Source organism: Rossellomorea oryzaecorticis (genome assembly GCF_045897515.1).
GTDB classification, from domain to species: domain Bacteria; phylum Bacillota; class Bacilli; order Bacillales; family Bacillaceae_B; genus Rossellomorea; species Rossellomorea enclensis.
The window spans coordinates 1-24,231 of the sequence record NZ_JBJOSA010000020.1 but is presented as its reverse complement, the minus strand read 5'-3'; the positions used below and the strand labels follow the sequence as shown (position 1 = coordinate 24,231).

Sequence of the window (24,231 nt, the reverse complement as noted above, 5' to 3'; positions counted from 1 at the left end):
ATCACTTCAATCAATAAAACCAGTCATCTCCATTGAAAAATTGGACTTAGGATAAGCAATGAACGAAAACGGAAAAATTTTTGCCAATAATCGAGATGAATAATTCTGAAAAGGGCAGGTTCCCGCAATGGGACCTGTCCTTAACTATGCACTCTTTCAAATTCGGTCACGGGACCTGACATCCATGTCTCACCTGCCAACTCATAACCTTTAGTATAAAAAACTTTCATTTGGTAAGTACTGTTAAAAAAAGACCAAGAGGACTGAAAATGGATAATTATACAAATGACAACACAGCCAGAAGATATAGAGCCTATGTAAGTCTCCTTGGCACCACACAAATACACCTTAAGAATCCTTATATTATTGCATGGTGGAGTGCTGCATTTCCCGGATTTGGGCACCTTTTGTTATCAAAATATCTCAGGGGGTTCGTTTTGTTCATCTGGGAAGTCGTAGTTAATATACAGTCAAACCTAAACTTAGCAATGGTGTATTCATTTCAAGGGGAAATTGATTTGGCAAAAGAAGTACTCGATACACGATGGCTGCTGATATATATCCCGGTATATATATTTGCCATTTGGGACAGTTACCGCACCACGGTTGACTTAAATAATGTGTATGTGCTTGCAGACCGTGAAGAACATAAAATCAATTCATTCAGTATAGGTGCGCTTGAAATCAATTACTTGGATAAACGAAATCCTGTTATGTCAGTATTATGGTCATTATTCATACCGGGGTTGGGCCAGCTGTACATTCATCGGATCGTAACGGCATTTTTTGTCATCGTTTGGTTGGTTGTCTTTTTTTACTACTCACACGGACTAGAAGCAATCTCATTGTTATTTTTAGGTGAAATCGAAAAAGCAACCGACATTGTGGAACCTGAGTGGCTGCTGTTTTTCCCTTCTTTGTATGGGTTTTCTATATATGACTCATATATCAATACCGTTGAAAACAATAAACTGTATGATAAAGAACAGCGTAAATTTTTTTTGGAGCATTATCAATCTCCATCCTTTAAGATATTAAAGGGGCGGAAGGTGAAATAGTCAATGCAGCTCTTTTCGACATTTGAACATACCATCCATATAGAATTGGCGGTGGCGACATTGGAGAAAAAAGGGATCGCTAAAGAGAATATCTTCATCGTCCCCCTTGATAACATGACAGAGGAGCGGAAAGTATTCGATACGATGCACCGTTCTGATGGGACTTCCTTAATTGATATTGGAGCCGCACTAGCTACCGCATTTGCAGTAATCGGAGCCAGTATTGGTTTTGAATTGAAATGGGGTCCTATCTATTGGGGGTTGATCGGGGCGGCAGCAGGTTTCATCCTCGGCTTTGCCATTCGATTATTCACTGAAAAAATAATGAAAAAGAGAAGAAGAGTCCTGAAAGGCTTCCAATCCGAAATCATCATGATCATAGACTGCGAAGAATCTGAAGGCGAACTGGTAGAAAACATACTTTTCAAACACTATGCCTTGGGAGTGGCGAAAGTCATTTAAATCGGCCAGCCCCTTTTGCGGCGGGGCGGTGGGATAGATCCCACTTAAGTTATTGTGGCGCTGTGCCATAGCAGATTAGAATGATTATCAAAGGGTTATATAATTAGAAAAAGGCTCATATTTTTCTGAAACGGATCATAAATCCTGAAACAGGCGCGTATTTTTTGTCGAATGGATCATAAATGGTTCCGCTCATCATTTTCAGTCCATAAAAGATTGGCAGCTCCGATGAAAAATAGGGCTTAAGATAAGAAATGAACTAAATCAGACAAATTTTTCTCAGTAACAGAGATAAATATATCTGAAAAGGGCAGGAACCGTTAATCGGACCTGTCCTTTACTATGTACTCTCTTAAAAATGGGTCACATGACCTGTCCCCCTGGTTCTAACCATACAATGGAATAATATGTTAATATAAATTGTGTACATAAGAGGGGGAGATGACAATAGAAATAGTCTATTTTTTACACGGGTTTATGGTTACGATTGCATCCTCATTGATTTACCGGGGCACGGTAATGCAGCAGTTGATGCATCGCACGATTATTTCGAAGATGCTTTAAAATATGTGGTCACTCAAATCAAGAATAAGGGAGAAGGCTTCATCATCGGCTTGTCATTGGGTGCTTCTTTAGCTATGCATATCGCCCTCAGGGAGCCGGATCTAGTCAAAGGGGTTGTCCTGACCGGATACGCACCGTTTATCCCAGAAGAGTTAAAGGGAGTTATGGAGAAGCAATACGAGTACTTTCTAAACATTGAGGAGAATGATAGAGATATAGCAGCTCACTTCATGTCCCTGCACGGAGAAAAGTGGAAAGCTACGCTCAAAAAGGTTCTACATATTATGACTTTCCATTATCCTGCAGTAACTCAAGCAGATATTGAACAGATTAAGGTGCCGGTGCTAGTACTGAATGGAAGCAGCGAATGGCATGAAGTGGAAGCGGTCACCTTCTTGAAGCAAGCAAACCATAAAATTAATGCGGGCTTAGTTCCTTTTACCGGGCATACAGCGAATATAGAGGAGCCGGGAGTTTACAATGGAATCGTAAGAAGGTTTTTAGAAGAAAGTCAGGAATCAGCCCATCTACTGACGTAAAAATAAGCAGGTGAAAACAATTGAATAGAATCATAGATAAATTGAATGAAATAGAAACCGGCCAAGCCGGAATGATGATTTACTCCATCAAAGAACAAAAGATGATAGCATCCTGGAATGCCGGACTCACAGTCCCTATGGCCTCTGCGGCAAAAGTGGCCATAGGTTATTGCATGGCTAAATGGGCAGAAGAAGGAAGTCTGAATTGGGACGACATGGTAGAGGGTATTTCTTTTAACCCCAACGAAGACAGTAATGAGCTTTATCCTCATTTGCAAAATAGGAGATCGCTGCTTCTAAGGGAAGTGGTGGAAGTCATGATTGCCTGCCACGACAGCTTTGCGGCAAAGAGTATGGTGGGTGCATTCGGTGGATGGGAAAAGGTAAATGAGGAAATTCAAGCAGACTTTCCTTCTATCCTGGTGACAGAAGATCCGAGACATCCTGATAACAAAGGAATGCTTTCTGATTTGTCTGAGTTAATGAAGAGGATTTATCAAGGATACAATGAGCACCCCATGCTATGGACTCCGATCATAAACGGATTGGTAAGACAAAGGGGAGACATAGTCTCGATTCCAGGACATCACCTCAACCACATGACAGGGGGTCTGAAACATGCTGCTGTAGACCTTGGTATAATGGGTGATTTCAATAATAATCCTTATATCTTTGCTGTAGGGGTGGTGGATGTACCGGATAGAAATGAACACGGGGAGGCTGACAATAAAATAGTGCAGGCTATGAATCTCGCATATGAGGAATACCTGGATCAGTGAGTTTAGAAGTATGAATACTTATATCCTGCGTTTGCACAAAGGAGAAATAGACGTTGACCCATATAGAACAAAGACTGACAGAGAAAAACATGAAGTTACTGAAAATGGAAGTTATACAAGGAGCTCACGCTGGGGAAATATATAGACTCGAAGTTCTGACGGAAAATGGTGAAAACACGAGTTTGATATATAAAGAATTCGCATCAGATCGAAACAATGAAGTTGAAATCTTTTCAATGCTTTCTTCCTTTATTGAACCCTTCAGTAAAGTAATAACACTGTGGGCATCACACCCCCAGGCTATTTTGATGGAGGACTTGGGTTCACCTTTGAAAAATGAGTTCAGTCTCTTATCCGCCCAACATAAAATATCTCTTTTAGAAAAAGTTATGAAGAGGTTTGCCGCACTGCATAATTCAAATGTAAACGCAAGAGAAGGGTTAAAAGTTCACACAATGAATTCAGAATGGCTGGAATGGGCTAGAAATCAACTGAAACGTTTATGTAACGAGTGTAGCTGGGCTGAATCAAGCTGGAGTAAGACGGTCGAGCAAACATATACAAAATTGAACGTGGCTAATTACAAGCAGAAATGTCCCCAAGTCATCACTCACGGAGATCCCCATTTAGAAAATATCTTTTATCAAGACAGCCAAGTTTGGTTCATCGATTGGGAGTGGGCTGCGAAGTCTTCTCCTTTAAGGGATATCACGATTTTGTGCCAGGATATCTATGATTCAAACTTAATTCAATTCATCAGCACATCTTACTACAAAAAGTTAAAAAATCTTGCCATTCCTTTCGAAGATTATCTGCAGGATTTCAATTACTTTTATATAGACCACACCACCATGATGCTCGCATGGGAAATCGAGAAATTTTTCCTTGGCTACACTTCAGAAGGTCAGATTCAAGAAATAGTAGAGTTTAAAATAGACGAGATTATAAGAGTGACCAATGAAGAAATCAAATGGTCCACATAATATTGAGTGAAATGGGGCATCCAATCTTCATTTATTAGAACAAGATAAACTTTTGACAATTACAAGATTATAAGGGGGCGATGCAATTGATGGAAAGGTTATTCGGAGCATTAATTATGTCAATGGTTCTTCTAACTTCAGCTTTGATATCGGTTATCTTATCTGAAGAAGGATTCGGTTTTTCCTTGATTTGTATAGGTTTGGCTGCCCTTATCGGCATGATATTGTTAACTAATAGCAAAGGGGAAAGCTCAGGAGGACGATTATCTGATAAAGAAATAGAAAAGGAATTAGATAAAGAGTTAACTAAAGGCAAGTAAATCATTACTAAGTTAATTGACAGAATTCCAAGGAGGCTATTCATGACCTATAAAATCGTATTCCTCGACGTAGACGGAACGATTACTCACCACGAAGACGGGACCATTCCGGAGTCCACAATCGAGGCAGTAAAAGAGTTGAAAAACAAAGGGTTGAAAGTGGTGGCTGCGACTGGAAGGCCGTTATCCATGTGCAGTGAACTGGAGGAATTGGGAATCGATACCTTTATCACGGCAAATGGGGGCTACGCCAAGCATCAACATGAAGTAATTCACAGCGTGCCAATGGCGAAGGAAATCGTGAAAGAAGTAATGGAGTTTGCCAAACTGGAAAAGAACGGTTTGTCGTTTTATACCGAAGGGTTTACTATGAATGGGGTAGCGGAAGAGAAAATCTCAACGGCTCTTCAGGAAACCCTGTCTCTTTATGAGTACCCCGAGACAAATTCCGCCATCCATGAAGAAGATGTGTTTTTATTGTGCCTGTTTGCAGATGATGAAAAAGTTGAAAAATACATAAAAAGATTCCCGCATCTCACTTTCAGGAGATGGCATCCCTATGTTTTGAATGTTCTGCAGGAGGATGTCTCAAAATCACGGGCGATCTTGAAAACGCTGGAGTACTTCGGATTCCATCAATCGGAGGCGATTGCCTTTGGCGACGGCGAAAATGATATTGATATGCTCGAATTGGCCGGTCTTGGCATCGCGATGGGCAACGGGAGTGAAAAATTGAAGGCTGCTGCCGATTTCGTAACGAAACCGTCGGGGGAAGACGGGATAGAGTTTGCGTTGAGGAAGTTTGGTGTTATTTAACTTTTAACCGGTGGAAGCGACCAATTTTATAAATAGAGAGGGGTTCTACCATGAATGGTCCAGATTTAAAAGCGAGATCACCTTGGTCCAAATTAAATGATGTTCAGGCTGTTAAACTGTCACCACAAGATAATAGGGTTGACCATGACATCACGATACCCGGGAGCAAAAGTTTTACAAACCGGGCATTGATTATGGCTGCTTTAGCTGAAGGAACTACCACCTTGACGGGGATTCTGAAAAGCGATGATTCCTATTGGTGCATCGAAGCTCTCCGGAAGCTGGGCGTTCACGTCGAAGTCGAACAGGAAAATGTGACGGTCCATGGATGCGGCGGGAAGTGGCCGGTAAAAGCAGGAGGAGTCTACATCGGGGCTGCTGGAACGATTGCCCGCTTCCTGCCTGGTGCGCTCGCAGCCGGTACAGAAGGCGATTGGACCATCGAGGCTAGCAGCCGGATGAGTGAACGGCCGATTGAACCGTTGCTGAATGCCCTCGAGCATCTCGGTGCCGAGATTGAATACCTGGATAAAAAAGGGTTCCTGCCAATCCGCATAAAAGCATGCGGCATCAAGGGAGGCCGGGTGAGCATCTCCGGCAAAGTCTCCAGCCAATTCACAAGTGGGGTCCTCATGGCATCTCCATATGCTAAAAAAGAAGTAACCGTGACGATTCCTGATTCCATCGTGCAGAAGGAGTATGTAAGAATCACGTTGAACTTGATGGAGCAATTCGGTGTGAAAGCAACATGTAACGAGGACCTCACTGAAATGAAGGTCCCGGTGTCTCACTATGTCGGCAGGGAACTTGAGCTCGAAGCCGACGCCTCTACGGCAAGCTACTTCATGGCGCTCGCAGCCATTACCAATGGACGGATCAAAATCAATAATCTTTCTTTCAAAACGAAACAGCCTGACATCGGAATGGTGGATGTGTATGAGCGGATGGGCTGCACCGTTGTCAAGGGCGAAGATTATATCGAACTGACAGGGACCCCGTCATTAGTAGGCGGATTTAACATCAGCATGAAAGAAATGTCCGATCAGGCCCTGACCCTTGCTGCGATCGCGCCATTTGCATCAGGCCCGATTTCCATCAGGGATGTGGAACATATCCGCCACCACGAATCTGACCGTATCAGTGCAATCTGTACGGAGTTAGAGAAGCTTGGAATCAGGGTCGAAGAGTTTTCCGATGGATTGACCGTATATCCGGGCATTCCGCAAGCTGCCCCACTTGAATCCTACGACGATCACCGCGTTGCTATGTCGCTGGCGTTGATCGGGACAAAGGTTCCCGGCGTGGTCATCCAGGACCCTGGCTGTGTGTCGAAGACCTGCCCAGGTTATTTTGGGATATTATCGGGGTTGGGTGTCGGAGTTGAGTATTTGAAGTGATTGTTTGGGGGAGAATCCTGACTTGTTATAGGAAGGCCATCCCGGCGTATGTAATACATACCGGGACAGGCTTTTTTTACCTGAAAAAGGAAAAAAGGAGTGGCACCTAGAATATAAAACTATCAAACAAATCAGAGAGGAAGTCACTATGAAAGAATTCCGTGTGCACTCATATACAATTAGGAATTATCAGGATAAAGATGCAGACCAAATTGCAGGCGTTGATTTTATGGCGATGCTTGCCTATCGATATAACGATGATTATATTTCAGAAAATATTTTCTGTGCGGTAAATGCGGAAGGGGGAATCCTTGGATTCGCTCATATTGTACCTGACTCCACCTGGTTTTTGATTGAAGATGGCAGCAGGCCGACAGATTTCTTGTACAAATTAAATGTAGATATAACTTTAAATGAAGACCTGAATCCACCAGAACATGTGCAGGACGAATTATGGGCATGTATTTTAAATCGGGCCATTGAGTACAGGGGCCGTTATCCTGAAAAAAGGGTCAGGGTCAGCCATACTATCTCCACCGACGATCTTGAGGAAATGGATTTTTATCTGTCGAAAGGTTTTGATACGAAAAGGACGCATTTAGTGATGAAGCGGGATTTGACTGAACAGATACCCCATCATCCTTTTCCGGAGGGTATGGTGATCAAAAACTGGAAGATGGATTCGCAGCAGGAAGAAGAACAGTATCTTGAAGCGGAAGCGAAGGGAGATTTGAACGGGGCTCCGTGGAGTCTCAACCATTTGAAATGGAACAAAGGCGGCGGGGATTGGGCTGCGTTTACCGCGTTTTACGAAAATGAAGTGGCCGGCAGTGTCATGACCTGGAGCCTTGGGGAAGAACGCGGCGCAACTGAGAATATTTTTGTCCTTCCTGAATGGAGGAGGAAAGGAGTAGCAAAAGCAGTTGTAACCCAGGCCTTGAAGCACCTGAAGGACAGTGGTAAAAAGGAAGCGACACTAGGTGTCTTCGGTGATAACGGAGGAGCTGTCTCCTTATATCTGGCGATGGGTTATAGGATGATGGATACGGTTTTGGAGTTTGGGTTGGATTTATAGACATGATGAAGGTATGGTCGGCTCCAAGTTGGGCCGACTTTTTTCATGAGGGAAGGCAGAAACATTTTGAAAGTGATAATGATAATTGTTATCATCTAAGATAAAGAGAGAATCCTATACGACGGAGGAATGAATGATGGATAAAACAAATTCAAGCTTGGCTAAAACGATACGTGAGCGCCGCTCGATTAAAAGCGGCTATCTTGATAAAGAAGTGACAGAAGAAACCGTACTTGAGATTTTAGATGACGCCGTTTGGGCTCCGAACCATGGGCTTCGCGAACCTTGGCGATTTATTTTCGTTTCTGCAAAAGAAAAGGAAGGCTTTGTTGAAGATTTAGTAAAAACATTTTCTCCTGATATGCAGGAAAACAGACGGAACTATTTCAGTCAGCCTGCTGCATTCCTTATCGTGGTCATGAAAGAAGATCCAAGACAAAAGCAGTGGGAAGAAAATTTCGGTGCGGTTGGCGCGCTGATTCAAAATTTTCAGCTGCTCGCCTGGGAACGTAAGCTAGGCGTAGTTTGGAAGACGAACCCGCACATCTATGATCCTAAGGTGCGCGACCTGCTCGGTGTGGAGCCTGGCGAAAAGATTGCCGGCTTCCTGCACATGGGCTATTTTGATAAAGTGCCGCCGGGACGCGGGCGGACTTCAGCTGAGGAGAAGTTTACGGTTTATAAGAAGTGAGGTTTGGTTTGAAAAGTGCTTTTTTGGTTTGGTTATGTGCCTATCTTTGATTAACCGGTAAGTAGTGCCTTGGAGGGGTGGTTGCTTTTTTATTTAGAATCATTCTCGTAAGATCATAAATCCTGGATTAGGATCGTATTTCTCAGATTAGGATCGTAAATTTTGAATTAGGATCGTATTTCTCAGATTAGGATCGTAAATCTTGAAATAGGATCGTATATGCCCCACCCCACCAGATTGGGGGCTAGAAAAGCCGGATTTTTACAATGAACTCTTATAAATCCAAGTATTTATGCACATAAATTGTGGAATAGCCCTTCTTAAGTTACAAATACTGAACAAGAGGTGAACCACTTTGAAAAAAATTAAAATCCTGTTCAGTCTGACAATATTCTTTAGCTATTATCAGCGAGCAGATGCCACCACATTAACTGAAGCTGATACTGAATTATGCGATACTCTGAAATATGCTCTGATCAGCAGCCTTAGAGAGCCCATTGATCAGGCTGTTGAAATCATTTATAAAGATGATAAGCGTGCACCGGATGGGCTCACCTGGGCAGCTTATCAAACAGAAATTTTGAAGATAAAGCAGATATTCGGAGCTGGAGGGGACTACGACATAACGCTGCTGGTCAAGCCTTATTATCGTGGTCATATCACGTACGGGGAGGATATAATCATTGTGAGGTCAGACGGGAAGTTGGTGGGGTATAAACATATAAAGACTTATCCAAAGGTCGATTTTTAAAAAGAATGACTGCTGTTATAAGCGGGGCTCAGTAATCAATCGATTCCCCGACTACTATTACATTACCAGTTTCTATATCGACTATTGCCTTCCGTGTATGGTACTTATTCTTTTTGTTAATCGTTACACTGTAGTAAAAATAGACCTGACGTTTTGGACTTACATTTTCAAGTTTGTTTTTTTTATATTCCCACAAAAGATGTTTATGCCCTTTAAGTTCTTGATCAACAATAGTAAATGTGTCTCGGTAGAGGGTTTTTTCACGAATCGTAATATCTGCATGATCAAGTTCCTTATATTCTAAAGCCGGGTGAGAAGAGTAGTAATCAGAAGCACTTGAGGCGTTCAGCTCTTTGTCACAGTTATCAGGATAAAAATAGTCGGGAGAGGCACATATAACCTGAGCGGCATTTATCGAAACAAGGACGGAGCATAGAAGGATAATAACCACTAACTTCGATTGCAATATCTTCACTCCTAATCATTTAGTCCATTTTAATATCTCCTTAAACACAAAAAAGAACCAAGTCAATTCGACTTGGTTCTTCCCTATACCCCAATTATACCAAACACCATAAAAAATGTTCAGTCTATTAATTGGATTTTTTATCCATTATATTGAAAAAGAACTAAAAAGGAGGGTGTAAGGATGATTTCTGGTTACGCGACAGTGAATGGAACAAGTGAATACCTAAGCAAATCCGGGATGCCTTATCGTAAGTCGCCTGTGTTCTGTGCTCCGCCTATAGCCATGGGGACCCACCTGGGAGAGATGAATGAGATGGATTCGGCACTTTACCGTGAAGGGATGAAGTATGGGCTGCTGAATGGACTGAACTTCATCGATACGGCGATTAATTACCGCGGGATGCGATCGGAACGGGATGTCGGCCATGTGTTAAATTCTTTGATAAAGAGTGGCGCAATCAAGAGGGAAGAGGTGATCGTCTCCACAAAAGCGGGCATCATACCCGGGGATATAGAGGCAAACCTGGTCCCGGCGGATTATCTGCAAAAAATCCTCCTGGATGGCGGCATCATCAAAGAATCGGAGCTGAACATCGTCGACACACACCGACACGTACTGGCCCCTGAATATTACCGGTTTGCCATTGAAAAAAGCAAGAAGCATCTCCATCTTGAAACGATTGATCTTTATTACATCCACAACCCAGAAATCTCCATGATGATACTCGGCCCTGATTTATTTTATCAACAAGTGGAAAAGCTTTTCACGTTTTTTGAAGAGCAGGTTCAAAGCGTCAATCTCAACTACTATGGATTTGCTACTTGGAGCGGGCTCTTAAACTCCCCGAAAGAAGACGGCTATATTTCAATCGAAGAAACCGTGAACACCGCAAAAAGAGTCGCAGGGGAGGGGCATCACTTTAAATTCATCCAATTCCCCCTGAATAAACAGATGAATCATGCAGTCAAAAATCAGAACCAGCGTGTAAACGGTAAGTGGCTGACGATCATCGAAGCCGCACAAGAGCTTGGGATCTATTCGACTACCAGTGCCCCGTTCAATCTGGGAAAGATTTTTGACGGAGGTAACGACCCTCAAAACGTATTAAAGGCTGTCACTCGAACGAATGGCGTTTTCTCAACCATGGTCGGAATGAAGAAGGTTCCTCATATCAAAGAAAACTTAGCCATCTTCCAGAATCACACCGCAGTCAATAAGCGGTAAACATTAAAAAAAGCTCAGCTTCAACACTGAGCTTTTTGCTTATTCTTGAAGCTTCAAATCAAACGTTTCGGACTGCCCATCCCACATTACAGTCACCGTGACTTCTGTATCCTCACTAATATTCCGACCGGAGGGATCCGTTTCGTTTCCATCCTTGATTATACCGTTTTTATCTAACGTAGCGCCTGTTCTGCCAAACCCATCGATACTTTCTACGGCATACTCGACATTTCCTACTGAATCAGCATCATCCCCAGTATATTTCAAAACGAAATCCTGCTTCTCAAAATCACTCGACTGATTCACCTTCAGCTCAGCCTGCCAGTGATCGGATTTTCCGGAAAAACTGAAATCCTTGGTACCGCAAGCCGTTAACAACAATAAAGCTGCCAACAGAAACACCGTCAACATTTTTATCCTCAAACGCATCCCACTCCATTCTTCATAAAATAAAGGCTTACTGTACACTATGTCAGCATTATCCTTAAAAGAAGGATCACCTCTGCTTTACAGCTGCCTCCAGAATTTGTTGATAAATCCCATTCCAGTCCTGATAATAATCAGTAACTTCACTTGGTCTGATCAACTTTCTCTCACCCGACTCATACTGTCCTTTAAATTCATGGAACTGGTCAATATCCATTCGAAAAAAAACCTGATACCCTACTTTTGGATACAGCCCATTTTCAACCCACACGGGGTTTTCATTGTGATCAACAGTGATATACCCCAGAAGGGTGAGGCTACCCGACACATATCCTTCTTCATAAGCTTCACGCTTCATGCATACCTCAGGGGTTTCCCCTTCCTCGATGTGACCTCCGGGAAAATCCCATCCCCGATGATTTAAATTGACCAGCATCAACCTGTCTTCCTTGAAACAAAATCCGTGAACGCTCGTGATACACTCTCTTGATGGAAGCTGCGCGACGGGGTTCCAGGTCAATTTCACCCTGGCTTCTCCCCATTTGACGTATGTACTCGTCATAAAGTTGTCTCCTTTAAATCGATTAATTTTTTTTCAAGAACGATTTTTTGCCGGCCCTTTTTATCGGTATATGTCTCCATGACATCAAATCCATGTTTGATATTTAGTATCAGCATATCCCGCCACTTGTTCATGGTCTTAGTTTGGACAATATGATATCCATTTTCTTTTAAAAACTGATGCTGCAAATAACCGGGAAGCGATCCCGTGTTTTCGGTAATCCGCGCTCACGCCGCCAAGCCAGCTGTAAAACGTGCGGGAGTCAAGTTCATACCCGACTTTATATCCGATTACATTCTCATTCAGCTTAGCTATCATGACCAACAGTCGGGGTTTTTCCTTCATTTTATTAATTAGATCATCGCCACTGCCGAAAATTCCCTTATGCAGCTGCAAGATGCCATGGAGCGTATCTCCATCCGGCATTGATTGAATCACCGAATAATCGATCTCCAAGAAATTCACCTCTCGTTCTTTTGCTTTGAAAATACGTATCTCGCATTAATAAAAAACAAGGTGCCTAAGAAAAACAACGCCACTGTGATCCAGCTTGCAATAGCTGAATAGTTGCTTTTCCAAATATATTCACTGATCAAATTCACAATGATCATCTATGCCATCACGGCATACATGCCCTTCACATATATCATCTTGTTCCCACCTTGTAAGAAATTACAAAACTCATAAACTGTATGAAACGACCAGACAACAAGAAAAATGTTTACAATCCCCCAGGCAGTGGAGGCCGCAATCCACCACAGGATGGAGTGAACGGTTTCTAGTCTTTTTTTAATATAAACAAGACCTGCCACACCGATGAAAAAGAAACCCAATATCATTAAAAGCAAGAAATTCACGCCGATACACCCTTCCTTCCAAATTATTTATCTAGCAGCAGAAGCAGATAACTTCCTGCACACAGAAAGATTGCCACTTGAGTGATGATATAAACGGAGAGTTCAAATGGAGTCAGTTTTCGTTGTTTTTTCGTTTTTTTGAAATGACGGAAGTAAAAGAGCGAGCAGAGGAGAAGTATGGCAGCGGAAAGTTGGAATATGTTCTCTAACAAAACAGTCAGAAGATCATCTCCTTTCATAACTTTATTTTACCATAAGATTCCAATGTTTTGGTTTGACACCCTTTATAAATTTCATAATGGTTCCTTTGACCGGATATTAAAACCGAACGTATGTGCTATAATGAAAGTACACAACATAAAGAGCTGCGGGGCAGCGGCTCACTCTCCCAGAAGAAGGGAGGTGATTCGCTGAATGATTGCTGTCGGAGAGGTGCTGCAAATCATGATAGGGTTCGGAACAATGATCGTAGCAATTATCGCGGTTACGCAAAAAAAGAAGTAACCATCGTCCCCCATGCTCATGAGGTAAATTGATGATTACTTCGATTCTGTTGACTCATTGTGAGCCGCTGCACGCCGGGTGCAGTGTATGTTGTGGAGGAGTCCTGATGGCAGTCAGGGCTCCTATTTACGTTTACTTTGTTAATATTATTATATACATAATCTGTGGAGTGAGTAAAGAATGGAGATAAAGGTTGAATTTAGCGCTGGGACGGCCATGATCCCTGCATTTTTCTCAGCTGGATGATTTGCCCGGTATGATAGGCTTCGTGCATAAAGATGTCAAGTAATTTTCTTTCAAGGGATTCAATGTCGCTTTCAGACAGCGTACTTATGGCCTGCCTTAATTGTTGCTGTGCATTTCCGGCACGTTCCACGACCTTTGCCCATTCCTCATCTGACTCCTTTTGATCCGTGAGAACAAACGTTTCTTCGCCGTCCAGATGAAGGTTCCATTCGCGTCCTTCAAGAGTTGCAGCCATTCTTTCCTTGTAATACATGAGATGATTTACATTCTCCCAAATGCTTTTCGCTGCTTCCCCTGACGGTTTCCACATAGCCTGCTCTGCTGTCAGCCCTGCGACTGCATCTTTGAACGGTGCGTACCAACTCTCTTTATCGTAGGCGGAATCCAGTACATATAAAAGTAAGTCACGTTGCTTCAAACTTATCTCCTCCTTGATTAAATTCTCTTAAACTAATTCAAGATTGATGGGAGAATCCCTTTTCTTTTTTATTGAGTTAATGATCCCGGTTTGAAATAATTGGGATAAGAATGAGGGGAAGGTGAGCGATATGACAACGGATAATTTACACTCACTTGGGAATGAAATCAGGGAAATCGAGCACAGGTTCAAACAGGAGATCGAGCCTTTCCGGTCCGAACTTTGGGGGTACTGTTACAAATTGACGAGGTCCCCATGGGATGCAGAGGACCTGGTTCAGGATACACTGCTGAAATCCCTCGGAATGCTTGCAAAAATGCACCAGCCGGTTCATACGAAAGCGTACATATTCAGGATCGCCACGAATCTTTGGATAGATAAAAAAAGAAGGGACCGTAATCAGGAGCAGCCGCTGAGCGAGGAACTTCACCACGACAACGGCGCAGCCTTCGATTTTCAATTGATCGACAATCTGGATTATTTGATCGACCATTTGACGCCGGTTCAATATGTAACATTAATTTTAACAGAAGCTTTTCAGTTCAAGGCAAAAGAAGCTGCCGGCATTATCGGGACATCGGAGAACGCAGTATATGCCAATCTCAGCAGGGCGAGGGCTGTCCTTAAGAAAATTGCGGAGATTCCAGCATCAGGAGAGGTTCGTACTGCAGATCTTTCTCCGGACGGGCCGCTGGCGGTTTTGCTCGAGGGATTCAGGTCGAAGGACCCCGAGTGCATTGCCTCGATCCTGAGTAAAGATGTGATCGTTGACATCACCCATGCTGGAGTGGAAATGGGACTGGATGAATCGAAGAAGAATTCACTGAAAGACTGGAAGCAGATCGTGGACGAGCAGCATGAAATCGTGGCTGAATATAGAGAATTGTGGGGCTTGCCGGTTGTGGCCGAATTTGAAAAGAAGGCGGACGGCAAACTGTATTTGAGCAACATCCATTATGTTGAGGCATATGAGGATGAAATCACCTACTGGAAGTTTTACTGTTTTTCGTGGGATCTCATGAAGCTCGCAGCCGATGAACTCGGCGTCGGGCTCAATGCCGCCTATTTTTATCATATTTATTAATTTCCTCTGTAAGGTTTTTCGTGTTCCATACGTTCTAATGGTGATGGCGAAAAAATTCAGGGGAGTGGTTTTTGTTGAAAAGTCCAGTTGGTAACCAGATCAATACGGTGTTTGTCCATGTCAGCAACTTGAGAGAATCCGTACGGTGGTATTCGGAATTATTGGGACAGGAGTACGATATGGACGAAGTGGCTGATCCCGTTTATAACTTGGAAATGAATCACTTTACGGGACTGACCCTGGATGCGGGGCCGGCGGGGAAGAGGAAACAGCTGAATCCATTGGATGAACCGCTGTTTAATTTCCACACGGACGACATTGATGAGGCTTTCACGTTTGTGAATGAGTTGGGGATTGAGGTTGCTGAAGGCATCGTACGGTTTGATGACTTTTCGTTTTTTACGGTTAGGGATCCGGACGGGAATGTGGTGATGATCTGCACAGGGTGATTAATGGTCAAACTTTGGTGCCGGTTGGTAATGAAGGGAAGGTCATGGTTCAGACCCGGAAGCTGATTGGTGGAAAACGGGAGGTCATTGTCAGACCGAGTGGTAAACGAGCAGTCATTGGTCAGACTCAGGAGGTCATTGGTCAAACTTGAAAGATTATTGGCCGATTTCGAAAGATTTTCTAACAATATTCGAAGATTAATGGTCTGAATTCAAAGATTAATAGTGGTTTTTCGAAGATTTTCGGGTGAAATTAAAAGATTCACTGAAGACAGGCCGGTAAGCAGACTAAAAAGAACCATTTTCACTGGAGACAGGGCGGTATAAAGGCTAAAAAGAACCATTTTCACTGGAGATAAGCCGGTATAAAGGCTGAAAAGAACCATTTCCGCTGGAGACAAGCCAGTATACAGCCCAAAACAATCCCTTTTCATAGGAGGTATAAACATGAACGACTTGATAAAGCTTCTTTCGATAAAAAAACCCATCATCCAGGCACCGATGGCAGGTGGAGCGGTGACGCCATCACTCGCCTCTGCCGTTTCAAGCGCCGGCGGACTCGGCAGTCTCGCTTCCGGCTATTTGCATCCCGATGCAGTGGAAACTCAGCTCCTTGAGATGAAGCAGCAAACTGACCGTCCGTTTCAGGTGAATCTTTTTGTGCCAAAAGAGGAAGAGGCACCTTCTGGCGAACAGGTTCAACGTTGGAAGGCACTCATTCCCCATGCCAATCATGCCCGGTCGTTTACCTCCATCCAGGAGGAATGGCAGGATTTTTATCAGAAAGTAGATTTGCTCGTGGAACATCGTGTGAAAATATGTTCGTTCACCTTTGACCTCCCTCCTGAAAATGCGGTGAAGAAGCTGAAAGATGCGGGGTGTATCTTGCTTGGAACGGCCTGTTCGCCGGAAGAAGCTTTGCTGATGGAAGAGCGGGGCATGGATGCGGTTGTCTTGCAGGGGAAAGAAGCCGGTGGTCACCAGGGAGCATTTTTGCCAGCATCAAAACCGGTTGAATTGATCTCCCTGATCACGGAAACGGCTGACCGTATTGGTATCCCGGTTATCGCGGCAGGCGGGATCACGGATGAAAAGGACGTAAGAAAAGCCCTTGCTCTCGGAGCGCAATGCGTTCAAGTCGGAACCGCATTTCTCGTCTGTAAAGAAAGTGCGGCCCATCATGTGCACAAACAGAAAATCTTCACCGCTTCAGCTTCTGATACAAGACTGACGAAGGTATTCTCAGGTAAAGAAGCACGGGGAATCGTGAATGCATGGATGGAAGAAAATAAGCATCGTGAACAGGACGTGCTGCCTTATCCGTACCTCAATACATTGACAAAACCGATGCGGCAGGAAGCTGCGACGCGTAATGATCCGTCCCATATGTCGTTATGGGCGGGGCAGGGTGCTGGAAGACTGAGTAAGGAAATGAATGTTAAAGAATTGATGGAGAAATTGTGGAATAGCAAGCAAACATAATGAAAGCCCGTCCCGGCGTATGCAAACTCTCGCTGGGACGGGCTTTTTTTATAACGGAGGCAAATCCAGCTTCCCTTCTTGAAACAGCTCTTTCACCATATGCTTCGTATATCCGACGGCCTGTGAGAACTGGATTTTCCCAGGCATTGGGGCTTCTTCGACATCAATGACAACATCGACGATGCACGGTTTGTTTTGCAGGACGGCTTTTTGCAGGGAAGGGAGGAGGTCCTCTGAGCGCTCGACACGATATCCTACTCCGCCGCAGGCATCTGCATATTTGGAGAAGTCCGGATTGTGGAGGTCAGTTCCGAACTCAGCATTCCCCATGACTTCCTGTTCGAATTTGATCATGGCGATTTTGTGGTTGTTCATGACGACGACTACCATCGGCAGGTCGTATTTGACGGCCGTCACAAAGTCTGCCATCATCATCCCGAAGCCGCCGTCTCCGCAGACCGCGAATACCTGTCTGTCCGGGAAGGCGATTTTCCCTGCAATCGCACCCGGGAGGCCGCAGCCGAGCGTGGCGAGCCAGCTGGAGATGACGAATGACTGATTTGTCATGTGGAAATGCCTTGCCATCCATACCGTGACGTTCCCAACATCCACCGACATGACCGCATCATCCGGCGCTACTTGCTGCAGGGCACGGACGAGGTGCTGCGGCTTGATCGGTTCGGATTCGTCCGCTTCCTGCTTCTCGAGTTTTTCCCACCACTTGTTCATTCGTTCTTGATTCTTTTCTAAAAACTCCCGGTCTTCCTTCCTTGAAATCTGTTCGGTGAGCCATCTGAGAGTTGCACCTGCATCACCGGCAAGTCCGACATCCACCGGGACGCGCTTTCCGATCTGGGTAGGGTCTATGTCGATTTGGATCGTCTTTGCATGTTCAGGCAGGAATCCCGTGAACGGGAAGGAGGTCCCGATCATCAGAAGAAAATCGGCTTCCTGCATCGCTTCATATGACGGTTTCGTTCCGATCAGGCCAAGACCGCCAAGACAGTACGGATGCTTATCGGGTATGACCCCTTTTCCAGGCAGGGTGAGAACGACAGGAGCGCCTATTTTTTCTGCAAATGCCAGCAGGGTTTCCCTTTCACCGTGCACACCATTCCCTGCGAGGATGACCGGCCGTTCAGCCTGTTCAATAAGTACCTTCGCCTTATTCAGATCATCCTTTTGCGGCGCAAGCTCCTGTTTGACGGTAAAATTGGTCGTGATCCGCGCTTCTTTTCCGACTTCAAAGCGCGGGATGTCATCCGGAATGGTCAGGACAGCCACTCCTTTTTTCGCATAGGCGGTACGGATCGCCTGGTTGACAACGGCCGGCAGCTGCTCGGCCGACATGATGCGCTGATTGTAGACAGCGACGTCATCGAACAGTCTGTCGAGATTCACTTCTTGAAAGTAGTCGGTTCCCATTAAATCCGTTTCGACCTGGCCGGTGATCGCGAGGACTGGGGCCTTGTCGAGTTTCGCATCATATAATCCGTTCAATAGATGGATGGCACCAGGGCCGGCAATCGCAGTGCACACGCCAAGTTTTCCTGTCAATTTTGCATAGGCTGCAGCGGCCAGCGCCCCAGCCTCCTCATGGCGGACTTGAATGAATTTGATCTTATCCTTCGCTTTTCGTAAAGGCTCGATTATGGAATTGATCGAGTCGCCCGGCATCCCGTAAATATGGTCAACGCCCCATTCGATCAGCTGCTCGATTAATTTTTCACCTGCTGTTTGTTTGAACATCACTCGTTCACCTCTTCATATATAGATAACCCTAGTGTGGTACATTACGGTAAAAATAATTCTTTCCCCCGATGCACATACTGAAAAAAACGACGCAGGGTGATGAGTATGAAGAAAATTGTGTTTATCCGGCATGGCGAGAGCCGTTTTAATCTTGAGCACCGTTTCACGGGATGGACGGACGTCGATCTGACAGATGACGGATATAAAGAGGCAAGGGTTGCAGGGGCAATCTTGAAAAAACACGGCTATCTCTTTGATGTGGCGCACACATCCGTCCTGAAGCGGGCGATTAGGACGCTGTGGATCATGCTTCATGAAATGGATCTTGTATGGATCCCGGTCTATAAATCATGGAGGTTGAATGAACGGCATTACGGCGGGCTGCAGGGACTCGACAAAGAAGAGGTGCGGGAGCAGTTTGGCGAGGAACAGGTTTATGAATGGAGGAGGTCCGCCGATGTCAGGCCTCCGGACAGCTCGGCCGAAGCACATCAAAAGGATCTCGAAGACCCAAAATACGCATCGATTGGAGAGGGGAATGTCCCTCTTTCGGAAACACTGCTCGATACAGAGCGGAGGGCGATTGTATACTGGAACGAAACCATTGCGCCGAGCATCAAACGTAACCAGCGTGTACTTGTATCCGCCCATGGCAACACGCTACGGGCACTGGTCAAGCATCTTGATCATATCCCGAATGACGGCATCGTCACACTCAATATCCCGAACGGCATTCCGCTCGTCTACGAATTGGATGACGAACTTAAGCCCATCAGGCACTACTACCTCAACGAGGACGGGGAAATGCCCGAGGGAGAGGTGCCGAAACATATAGACCTCGACGACCCTGAATTTGATTTTCATTGGATGGGATAGAGGCTGAATCCGGGTGAGGGGGACAGGTACCGCGGCCCTTTTTGGTCAGGAAATAGTCTATGGCATGCGATTACGGAGCTAAAAAGTGTATGAACGAATACAAATGCCGAATACAGGAGTTCTAAAAGTATGAACGAAATTTTAATCACTGCAGCAAGGACTTTTATCAGTTTTATCGTGTTATTGCTGGTCACCTTCACTGTCGGAAAGCATATCAATTCGCACAAGAATCACTACAGTTTTGCTTTATCAGTAACGATTGGTTCCTTGATAGCGAATATGGCTTTCAACCTCAAAGTCAAGTTTTCTTATATGTTCATTTCCTACATTACATTGATCGCTTTATTTTACATTGCCATGGTACTATCCAACGGAAACCGGAAGATGAGGAAATGGATTTCGGGCGGGCCAACTGTTTTAATCGAGAAAGGCAAGGTTCTGGACCATAATATGAAAAAGCTTAAGTATACTATCGATGATTTGAACCAGCTTTTAAGAGAGAAAGATGTGTTTGATATCACTCAGGTAGAATATGCACTCCTCGAGGTGAGCGGTGAATTGTCCGTGTTGAAAAAAGAAGCATTCCAGCCCACGACGAGGAGTGATCTTTCGTTGCCTTCAAGCCAGATGTCCCTCCCTGTTGAAGTAATTATGGAAGGGGAGCTCGTCTCTAAAAATTTGACTGGAGAGTACAGTCAAGAGTGGGTCAGGAATCAATGCCAGATAAGTAATGTCCAACTTGAGGATATTTATTATGCAGTGGTCAACAGCAAGGGGAAGTTGTTTTTTGACTTGTATGATGATGATCTGAAGAAGCCTGCGGATGTTGAGTAGTGAGTGGACTTTCGGTATTAAACGAATGCTTTAGTCAGAATTCAGTATTAATCTTGAAAAGTCAGCATAAAGTGAATCGGACTCACCAGGCAGATTTGCCGTCTGGGATATTAATATAGTATGATAATTATGGAAACCCTACAGGTGATGGAGTTCACCTTTAACCGCCGGAAGGCTAATGACTCCTGTCAGTGTTCTACTGCTGGCAGGAGTCTTTTTTATTAATGGTAAAATATGTATTTATTTGTTCGTGTTTGGAGGAATTGGGATGATACCATATCTATTGGTCGGACTTGCAGGCTCACTTGGGGCGATGCTCCGCTATTGGGTCGGCTATGCGTTCTTTGATGACAGCGGCCTGTTCCCGTATGCGACGCTTACGGTCAATTTGACCGGAAGCTTTGTTCTTGCCTTTTTTACAACAGGGCTTGTCAAGAAGTTCTCGCTGCCGGGACATGTGAAAACGGCAATCGGGACCGGATTCGTCGGCTCGTTTACGACGTTTTCGACTTTGAGCGTAGAGACGGTGACCCTTTTTGAGAATGGGCACATCTTATTGGGTGCAGTTTATGTTAATGTCAGTATTCTAGGAGGATTGGCTATGAGCCGGATTGGATTCCGCGTGCAGAAAGGGGAGGCGGCGAGATGAGCTTTTTCACGTTTTTACTAGTGGGGGTCGGCGGTTTTTTGGGGGCGGTCGCCCGCTATTCAGCCAGTCAATACTTCAATGAAAACCATACTTTCCGTCTGCCTTCTGCCACGCTTTTCGTGAACATTCTTGGTTCTTTCCTGTTGGGGCTGCTGATCGGAAAAGGGACCAGCGAAATGTGGAGCCTCCTGCTGGGCACCGGATTCCTCGGGTCATTCACAACCTTCTCCACATTCAAGCTTGAAGGGATCCAGCTTCATGTCGACAAGAGAAGAAAGGACTTTATCCTGTATAACGTGATTTGTTACGGCGGCGGGATCCTGCTTGCGTTCGTCGGGTATGAGATTGGACGGTTGTTTGCTTAGTATGAATTAGGGGGACAGGTACCGCGGCTCATTTTTTAGAAGTGGTTTTTCGGTATATTCTTTCACTGCAAGCGTAGAATGTTTACACTAAATACAGCTGAACAAATGAATCCATGAAGACTAGTAGTATGGGGGTTGCGGGATGTTTAAAAACGTTGATTTTAACCGGATTTTAAGTGATCGCAGCAAAGAAAGGGCTTTGGTGGTTATGATGTGCGGTGTTGCCGGTTCAGGGAAGACTACGTTTTCTAAAGGGTTGGAGAATGAAGGCTTTGTGCGTCTTTCCATTGATGAAGAAATTTGGGCGACCAAGGGACGGTACGGGGTTGACTTTCCCATTGAAAAAATCGAGGAATATAAAAAAGAAGCCGAAGAGACCTTGCGCAGCCGGTTGATCGGGCTGATCCGCCAGAAGCAGAAAGTGGTGATTGATTTCAGCTTCTGGGACCGTGCCAGGAGGGACCGATATAAAGAACTCATTGAAGATTCCGGCGGCAAGTGGAAACTCGTTTATTTAAAGGTTCACCCCGATGATTTGCGCGAACGGCTCCAATTGCGTAATCAACGGTTTGATGCCAACTCGTTTCCCATTTCGGAAGAATTATTATCTTCATATCTTGAAGGTTTTGAAATTCCTGAAGGAGAAGGGGAACTGGTGGTGGAGAATTAGGGTGGCTGGAACCGTTGTTGTTGCCAGAATTAGAGAATTCTATTGATTTCTCATTTCCCCATATGTTACCTTTATCTAAATTCAGAGGTGAGTAAACATGGTTAACGCTATATCGAAATCATTTTTACAACGGCATCATCATATCGAGTAACCTTGCTATCCGATTTTCAATAAATCGCAAATAGGAAGGTTATTTCTCATGAACCGCATTTGATTAAGTTTTCACTTACATCAGGTGCGGTTTTTTATTTTACAAAAAAGGAGAGAAAAACATGAAGAAGATAGATTATCAGAATGTAAAAGGGACGCAGGATTATTTACCGGAGGCGGAAACGGTGAGGCGGAAGGTCAGGCGGACGCTCGAGGATGTTTTCATCCAATATGGCTGCAAGCCGCTTGAGACGCCGATCCTGAATTATACGGAGCTGCTCGCTTCGAAGTACGCCGGAGGGGCTGAAATCCTTGAGGAGATGTACACCTTATCTGACAGGGGCGGAAGGGATCTGGCACTTCGTTACGACCTGACGATTCCGTTTGCAAAAGTAGCGGCAATGAATCCTGGCCTCAAGATGCCTTTCAAACGCTATGAAATCGGCAAGGTGTTCAGGGACGGTCCGATCAAGGCAGGTCGGTTCCGTGAATTCACTCAGTGTGATGTCGATATTGTCGGAGTGGATTCGCAGCTGGCCGAAGCGGAACTGATGGCGATGGGATTGGAGGCGTTCCGCAGGCTGGGGTTGAATGTTGTGATCCAGTACAACAATCGGAAGCTTCTGACGGGAATCCTGGAAGTGTTCGGCGTCCCGGCTGACAAGATCAATAAAGCGGTATTGATCCTCGATAAGCTTGAAAAAGTCGGGATCGGGGCGGTTATCTCTGAATTGAGTGAACTGCAGGTTTCGGAGGCGGCACAGCGATTAATTGAGCGATTCCTGACGGACAAAGACAATCGGTCCCTCGATTATTTTGTACCATATTCCCGCAGGAATAAACTGGTGAAAAAGGGGCTGGAGGAATTGCTGGAGCTGATGTCTGTCATCGATTATTTGGGGATTGATGGGCAGTGCATTTTCAATCCGTTCCTTGCAAGAGGTCTGGATATCTATACGGGGACCATTTACGAGCTATTTTTAACCGACGGATCCATTAAATCAAGCATCGGCAGCGGAGGAAGATATGACAATGCCATCGGGGGAATGCTCGGGACCGATGAAACCTTCTCGACGGTCGGCATCTCGTTCGGACTGGACGTCATTTATGCGGCGATTGATGGGAAAGAGTCAGCATCTGAATCCGGGCTGGACTATTTTGTAATCCCGTTGGGAACGGGGAAGGAAGCACTGCGACTGGCGAATGAACTGAGGGCAGATGGTTACAAAGTCGAATGCGACATGAGCGGCAAAAAACTCGGGAAACTCCTCGATAAAGCAAACAAAGACGGAGTCAGGAAAGTCATTATTATAGGAGAGAACGAGGTGAAGGAGGGCCGGTATAAGGTGAAGGATATGGTGACGGGGGAGGAGAAGGTTTATTCTTATCGGTTTAGGTGAGCGGTGGTGGGGGCAAGGAGAAATTATGGCAAGGCTTTAATATAGAGCTGCGTTACCTGTCACATTGGATATTTTTTACTAAATATGAGTTTTTATTGTAAATCTAAGAGATTTTTAAACCGCAATAAGGCAAACTTCCAAAAGAGCGGACGACTAAGGTTTTAATAGCAAGATTATTAATATATTTATTTTTATTGCGCCGCTTTCATGGTAATTGCGCCACTTGTCGAATTTTCTTTGCACCTCGATGATGCCCCTAGCCAGACACGTTCACGAAAACCCTACCTAAAATGGGTCAAGGGACCTGTCCGGGACCACTGAAAAACGACTCCTAAATAATGTAAAATACAAATAAAAAAAGAAAACCTTCCTAATTTGG

The 24,231-nt window shown here is 44.7% G+C and carries 29 protein-coding genes and 1 riboswitch; of the genes, 22 read left to right on the top strand and 7 right to left on the bottom strand.

Annotated features, from left to right (window positions below):
- The first annotated feature begins 269 nt into the window (after nucleotides 1-269).
- The 11 genes from ACKA06_RS17705 to ACKA06_RS17655 all read left to right on the top strand — a co-directional run bounded on the left by ACKA06_RS17705 (nucleotide 270) and on the right by ACKA06_RS17655 (nucleotide 9,435).
- A complete protein-coding gene (locus ACKA06_RS17705) occupies nucleotides 270-1,058 on the top strand; it encodes a hypothetical protein (RefSeq protein ID WP_411160314.1) in 789 nt (262 codons plus the stop codon).
- Nucleotides 1,059-1,061: 3 nt separating this feature from the next.
- Nucleotides 1,062-1,520, top strand: a complete 459-nt coding sequence (locus tag ACKA06_RS17700; protein ID WP_032088215.1) for a hypothetical protein — start codon at nucleotides 1,062-1,064, stop codon at nucleotides 1,518-1,520.
- 422 nt (nucleotides 1,521-1,942) lie between these two features.
- Nucleotides 1,943-2,623, top strand: coding sequence for an alpha/beta fold hydrolase (locus tag ACKA06_RS17695; protein ID WP_411160313.1), 681 nt, complete (start codon nucleotides 1,943-1,945; stop codon nucleotides 2,621-2,623).
- A gap of 20 nt (nucleotides 2,624-2,643) precedes the next feature.
- Entirely contained in the window at nucleotides 2,644-3,402 is a 759-nt protein-coding gene (locus ACKA06_RS17690) for a serine hydrolase (protein WP_411160312.1), read from the top strand.
- Between the two features lie 53 nt (nucleotides 3,403-3,455).
- Entirely contained in the window at nucleotides 3,456-4,385 is a 930-nt protein-coding gene (locus ACKA06_RS17685) for a phosphotransferase family protein (RefSeq protein ID WP_411160311.1), read from the top strand.
- An 86-nt stretch (nucleotides 4,386-4,471) separates the two neighbouring features.
- Entirely contained in the window at nucleotides 4,472-4,705 is a 234-nt protein-coding gene (locus ACKA06_RS17680) for a hypothetical protein (RefSeq protein WP_064563184.1), read from the top strand.
- Between the two features lie 42 nt (nucleotides 4,706-4,747).
- Nucleotides 4,748-5,521, top strand: a complete 774-nt coding sequence (locus tag ACKA06_RS17675; protein WP_058297380.1) for a Cof-type HAD-IIB family hydrolase — start codon at nucleotides 4,748-4,750, stop codon at nucleotides 5,519-5,521.
- A 50-nt stretch (nucleotides 5,522-5,571) separates the two neighbouring features.
- Nucleotides 5,572-6,918: a 3-phosphoshikimate 1-carboxyvinyltransferase gene (gene aroA, locus ACKA06_RS17670; RefSeq protein ID WP_064563186.1), complete on the top strand. Its 1,347-nt coding sequence runs from the start codon at nucleotides 5,572-5,574 to the stop codon at nucleotides 6,916-6,918.
- 148 nt (nucleotides 6,919-7,066) lie between these two features.
- A complete protein-coding gene (locus ACKA06_RS17665; RefSeq protein ID WP_411160310.1) occupies nucleotides 7,067-7,993 on the top strand; it encodes a GNAT family N-acetyltransferase in 927 nt (308 codons plus the stop codon).
- 136 nt (nucleotides 7,994-8,129) lie between these two features.
- Nucleotides 8,130-8,684 carry a nitroreductase family protein gene (locus ACKA06_RS17660; protein WP_064563188.1) on the top strand — a complete coding sequence of 185 codons (555 nt, stop codon included), beginning with the start codon at nucleotides 8,130-8,132 and terminating at the stop codon, nucleotides 8,682-8,684.
- A gap of 355 nt (nucleotides 8,685-9,039) precedes the next feature.
- Nucleotides 9,040-9,435, top strand: a complete 396-nt coding sequence (locus ACKA06_RS17655; RefSeq protein WP_411160309.1) for a DUF3888 domain-containing protein — start codon at nucleotides 9,040-9,042, stop codon at nucleotides 9,433-9,435.
- Between the two features lie 28 nt (nucleotides 9,436-9,463).
- Here ACKA06_RS17655 and ACKA06_RS17650 read toward each other — a convergent pair whose 3' ends face one another.
- Nucleotides 9,464-9,901, bottom strand: coding sequence for a hypothetical protein (locus ACKA06_RS17650; RefSeq protein WP_214871652.1), 438 nt, complete (start codon nucleotides 9,899-9,901; stop codon nucleotides 9,464-9,466).
- Between the two features lie 183 nt (nucleotides 9,902-10,084).
- Here ACKA06_RS17650 and ACKA06_RS17645 point away from each other — a divergent pair, with 183 nt between their 5' ends.
- Nucleotides 10,085-11,128 (top strand): aldo/keto reductase, encoded by a 1,044-nt coding sequence (locus tag ACKA06_RS17645; RefSeq protein ID WP_411160308.1) that lies wholly within the window; start codon nucleotides 10,085-10,087, stop codon nucleotides 11,126-11,128.
- 39 nt (nucleotides 11,129-11,167) lie between these two features.
- Here the strand turns inward: ACKA06_RS17645 and ACKA06_RS17640 are convergent, their stop codons facing one another.
- The 4 genes from ACKA06_RS17640 to ACKA06_RS17625 form a co-directional block, all read right to left on the bottom strand.
- Nucleotides 11,168-11,551 carry a hypothetical protein gene (locus tag ACKA06_RS17640; protein WP_411160307.1) on the bottom strand — a complete coding sequence of 128 codons (384 nt, stop codon included), beginning with the start codon at nucleotides 11,549-11,551 and terminating at the stop codon, nucleotides 11,168-11,170.
- 73 nt (nucleotides 11,552-11,624) lie between these two features.
- Entirely contained in the window at nucleotides 11,625-12,116 is a 492-nt protein-coding gene (locus tag ACKA06_RS17635; protein WP_214871649.1) for an NUDIX hydrolase, read from the bottom strand.
- Nucleotides 12,117-12,254: 138 nt separating this feature from the next.
- Nucleotides 12,255-12,572, bottom strand: coding sequence for a GNAT family N-acetyltransferase (locus ACKA06_RS17630; protein ID WP_411160306.1), 318 nt, complete (start codon nucleotides 12,570-12,572; stop codon nucleotides 12,255-12,257).
- Between the two features lie 155 nt (nucleotides 12,573-12,727).
- Nucleotides 12,728-12,973, bottom strand: coding sequence for a hypothetical protein (locus ACKA06_RS17625; protein WP_411160305.1), 246 nt, complete (start codon nucleotides 12,971-12,973; stop codon nucleotides 12,728-12,730).
- A 414-nt stretch (nucleotides 12,974-13,387) separates the two neighbouring features.
- Here ACKA06_RS17625 and ACKA06_RS17620 point away from each other — a divergent pair, with 414 nt between their 5' ends.
- A complete protein-coding gene (locus ACKA06_RS17620; RefSeq protein WP_411160304.1) occupies nucleotides 13,388-13,477 on the top strand; it encodes a putative holin-like toxin in 90 nt (29 codons plus the stop codon).
- A 199-nt stretch (nucleotides 13,478-13,676) separates the two neighbouring features.
- On the opposite strand, the gene ACKA06_RS17615 is transcribed toward ACKA06_RS17620, so the two are convergent.
- Nucleotides 13,677-14,141 (bottom strand): DinB family protein, encoded by a 465-nt coding sequence (locus tag ACKA06_RS17615; protein WP_214871647.1) that lies wholly within the window; start codon nucleotides 14,139-14,141, stop codon nucleotides 13,677-13,679.
- A gap of 130 nt (nucleotides 14,142-14,271) precedes the next feature.
- Here ACKA06_RS17615 and ACKA06_RS17610 point away from each other — a divergent pair, with 130 nt between their 5' ends.
- The 3 genes from ACKA06_RS17610 (at nucleotide 14,272) to ACKA06_RS17600 (ending at nucleotide 17,156) form a co-directional block, all read left to right on the top strand.
- Complete coding sequence (locus ACKA06_RS17610; RefSeq protein ID WP_411160303.1) at nucleotides 14,272-15,225, top strand: RNA polymerase sigma factor; 954 nt, start codon at nucleotides 14,272-14,274, stop codon at nucleotides 15,223-15,225.
- Nucleotides 15,226-15,299: 74 nt separating this feature from the next.
- On the top strand, nucleotides 15,300-15,674 hold the full coding sequence (locus tag ACKA06_RS17605; protein ID WP_032088425.1) for a VOC family protein: 375 nt from the start codon (nucleotides 15,300-15,302) through the stop codon (nucleotides 15,672-15,674).
- Nucleotides 15,675-16,121: 447 nt separating this feature from the next.
- Nucleotides 16,122-17,156, top strand: coding sequence for a nitronate monooxygenase (locus ACKA06_RS17600; protein ID WP_411160302.1), 1,035 nt, complete (start codon nucleotides 16,122-16,124; stop codon nucleotides 17,154-17,156).
- A 48-nt stretch (nucleotides 17,157-17,204) separates the two neighbouring features.
- Here the strand turns inward: ACKA06_RS17600 and ACKA06_RS17595 are convergent, their stop codons facing one another.
- The gene (locus ACKA06_RS17595) at nucleotides 17,205-18,905 is read right to left on the bottom strand and encodes a pyruvate oxidase (RefSeq protein ID WP_411160301.1); all 1,701 of its coding nucleotides are present in this window, start codon (nucleotides 18,903-18,905) and stop codon (nucleotides 17,205-17,207) included.
- Nucleotides 18,906-19,013: 108 nt separating this feature from the next.
- Between ACKA06_RS17595 and gpmA the strand changes: the two genes are divergently transcribed.
- The 6 genes from gpmA (at nucleotide 19,014) to ACKA06_RS17565 (ending at nucleotide 23,852) form a co-directional block, all read left to right on the top strand.
- A complete protein-coding gene (gpmA, locus tag ACKA06_RS17590; protein ID WP_411160300.1) occupies nucleotides 19,014-19,784 on the top strand; it encodes a 2,3-diphosphoglycerate-dependent phosphoglycerate mutase in 771 nt (256 codons plus the stop codon).
- Between the two features lie 129 nt (nucleotides 19,785-19,913).
- On the top strand, nucleotides 19,914-20,618 hold the full coding sequence (locus ACKA06_RS17585) for a DUF421 domain-containing protein (protein WP_411160299.1): 705 nt from the start codon (nucleotides 19,914-19,916) through the stop codon (nucleotides 20,616-20,618).
- 134 nt (nucleotides 20,619-20,752) lie between these two features.
- A riboswitch (Fluoride riboswitch) is annotated at nucleotides 20,753-20,813 on the top strand.
- Nucleotides 20,814-20,889: 76 nt separating this feature from the next.
- Entirely contained in the window at nucleotides 20,890-21,267 is a 378-nt protein-coding gene (crcB, locus tag ACKA06_RS17580) for a fluoride efflux transporter CrcB (protein ID WP_411160337.1), read from the top strand.
- On the top strand, nucleotides 21,264-21,632 hold the full coding sequence (crcB, locus tag ACKA06_RS17575; RefSeq protein ID WP_411160298.1) for a fluoride efflux transporter CrcB: 369 nt from the start codon (nucleotides 21,264-21,266) through the stop codon (nucleotides 21,630-21,632). Before crcB (ACKA06_RS17580) ends, crcB (ACKA06_RS17575) begins: the two co-directional genes overlap by 4 nt.
- A gap of 142 nt (nucleotides 21,633-21,774) precedes the next feature.
- Nucleotides 21,775-22,302: an AAA family ATPase gene (locus ACKA06_RS17570; protein ID WP_411160297.1), complete on the top strand. Its 528-nt coding sequence runs from the start codon at nucleotides 21,775-21,777 to the stop codon at nucleotides 22,300-22,302.
- A 272-nt stretch (nucleotides 22,303-22,574) separates the two neighbouring features.
- Nucleotides 22,575-23,852, top strand: a complete 1,278-nt coding sequence (locus ACKA06_RS17565) for a histidine--tRNA ligase (protein ID WP_411160296.1) — start codon at nucleotides 22,575-22,577, stop codon at nucleotides 23,850-23,852.
- The last annotated feature ends 379 nt before the right edge of the window (nucleotides 23,853-24,231 follow it).

What these genes read in the sequence shown, in the direction of transcription:
- ACKA06_RS17705 (WP_411160314.1), top strand. Translation starts at nt 270, where the DNA reads ATGGATAATTATACAAATGACAACACAGCCAGAAGATATAGAGCCTAT.
- ACKA06_RS17700 (WP_032088215.1), top strand. Translation starts at nt 1,062, where the DNA reads ATGCAGCTCTTTTCGACATTTGAACATACCATCCATATAGAATTGGCG.
- ACKA06_RS17675 (WP_058297380.1), top strand. Translation starts at nt 4,748, where the DNA reads ATGACCTATAAAATCGTATTCCTCGACGTAGACGGAACGATTACTCAC.
- aroA (WP_064563186.1), top strand. Translation starts at nt 5,572, where the DNA reads ATGAATGGTCCAGATTTAAAAGCGAGATCACCTTGGTCCAAATTAAAT.
- ACKA06_RS17665 (WP_411160310.1), top strand. Translation starts at nt 7,067, where the DNA reads ATGAAAGAATTCCGTGTGCACTCATATACAATTAGGAATTATCAGGAT.
- ACKA06_RS17660 (WP_064563188.1), top strand. Translation starts at nt 8,130, where the DNA reads ATGGATAAAACAAATTCAAGCTTGGCTAAAACGATACGTGAGCGCCGC.
- ACKA06_RS17645 (WP_411160308.1), top strand. Translation starts at nt 10,085, where the DNA reads ATGATTTCTGGTTACGCGACAGTGAATGGAACAAGTGAATACCTAAGC.
- ACKA06_RS17635 (WP_214871649.1), bottom strand. Translation starts at nt 12,116, where the DNA reads ATGACGAGTACATACGTCAAATGGGGAGAAGCCAGGGTGAAATTGACC.
- ACKA06_RS17620 (WP_411160304.1), top strand. Translation starts at nt 13,388, where the DNA reads ATGATTGCTGTCGGAGAGGTGCTGCAAATCATGATAGGGTTCGGAACA.
- ACKA06_RS17610 (WP_411160303.1), top strand. Translation starts at nt 14,272, where the DNA reads ATGACAACGGATAATTTACACTCACTTGGGAATGAAATCAGGGAAATC.
- ACKA06_RS17600 (WP_411160302.1), top strand. Translation starts at nt 16,122, where the DNA reads ATGAACGACTTGATAAAGCTTCTTTCGATAAAAAAACCCATCATCCAG.
- ACKA06_RS17595 (WP_411160301.1), bottom strand. Translation starts at nt 18,905, where the DNA reads ATGTTCAAACAAACAGCAGGTGAAAAATTAATCGAGCAGCTGATCGAA.
- gpmA (WP_411160300.1), top strand. Translation starts at nt 19,014, where the DNA reads ATGAAGAAAATTGTGTTTATCCGGCATGGCGAGAGCCGTTTTAATCTT.
- ACKA06_RS17585 (WP_411160299.1), top strand. Translation starts at nt 19,914, where the DNA reads ATGAACGAAATTTTAATCACTGCAGCAAGGACTTTTATCAGTTTTATC.
- crcB (WP_411160298.1), top strand. Translation starts at nt 21,264, where the DNA reads ATGAGCTTTTTCACGTTTTTACTAGTGGGGGTCGGCGGTTTTTTGGGG.
- ACKA06_RS17570 (WP_411160297.1), top strand. Translation starts at nt 21,775, where the DNA reads ATGTTTAAAAACGTTGATTTTAACCGGATTTTAAGTGATCGCAGCAAA.
- ACKA06_RS17565 (WP_411160296.1), top strand. Translation starts at nt 22,575, where the DNA reads ATGAAGAAGATAGATTATCAGAATGTAAAAGGGACGCAGGATTATTTA.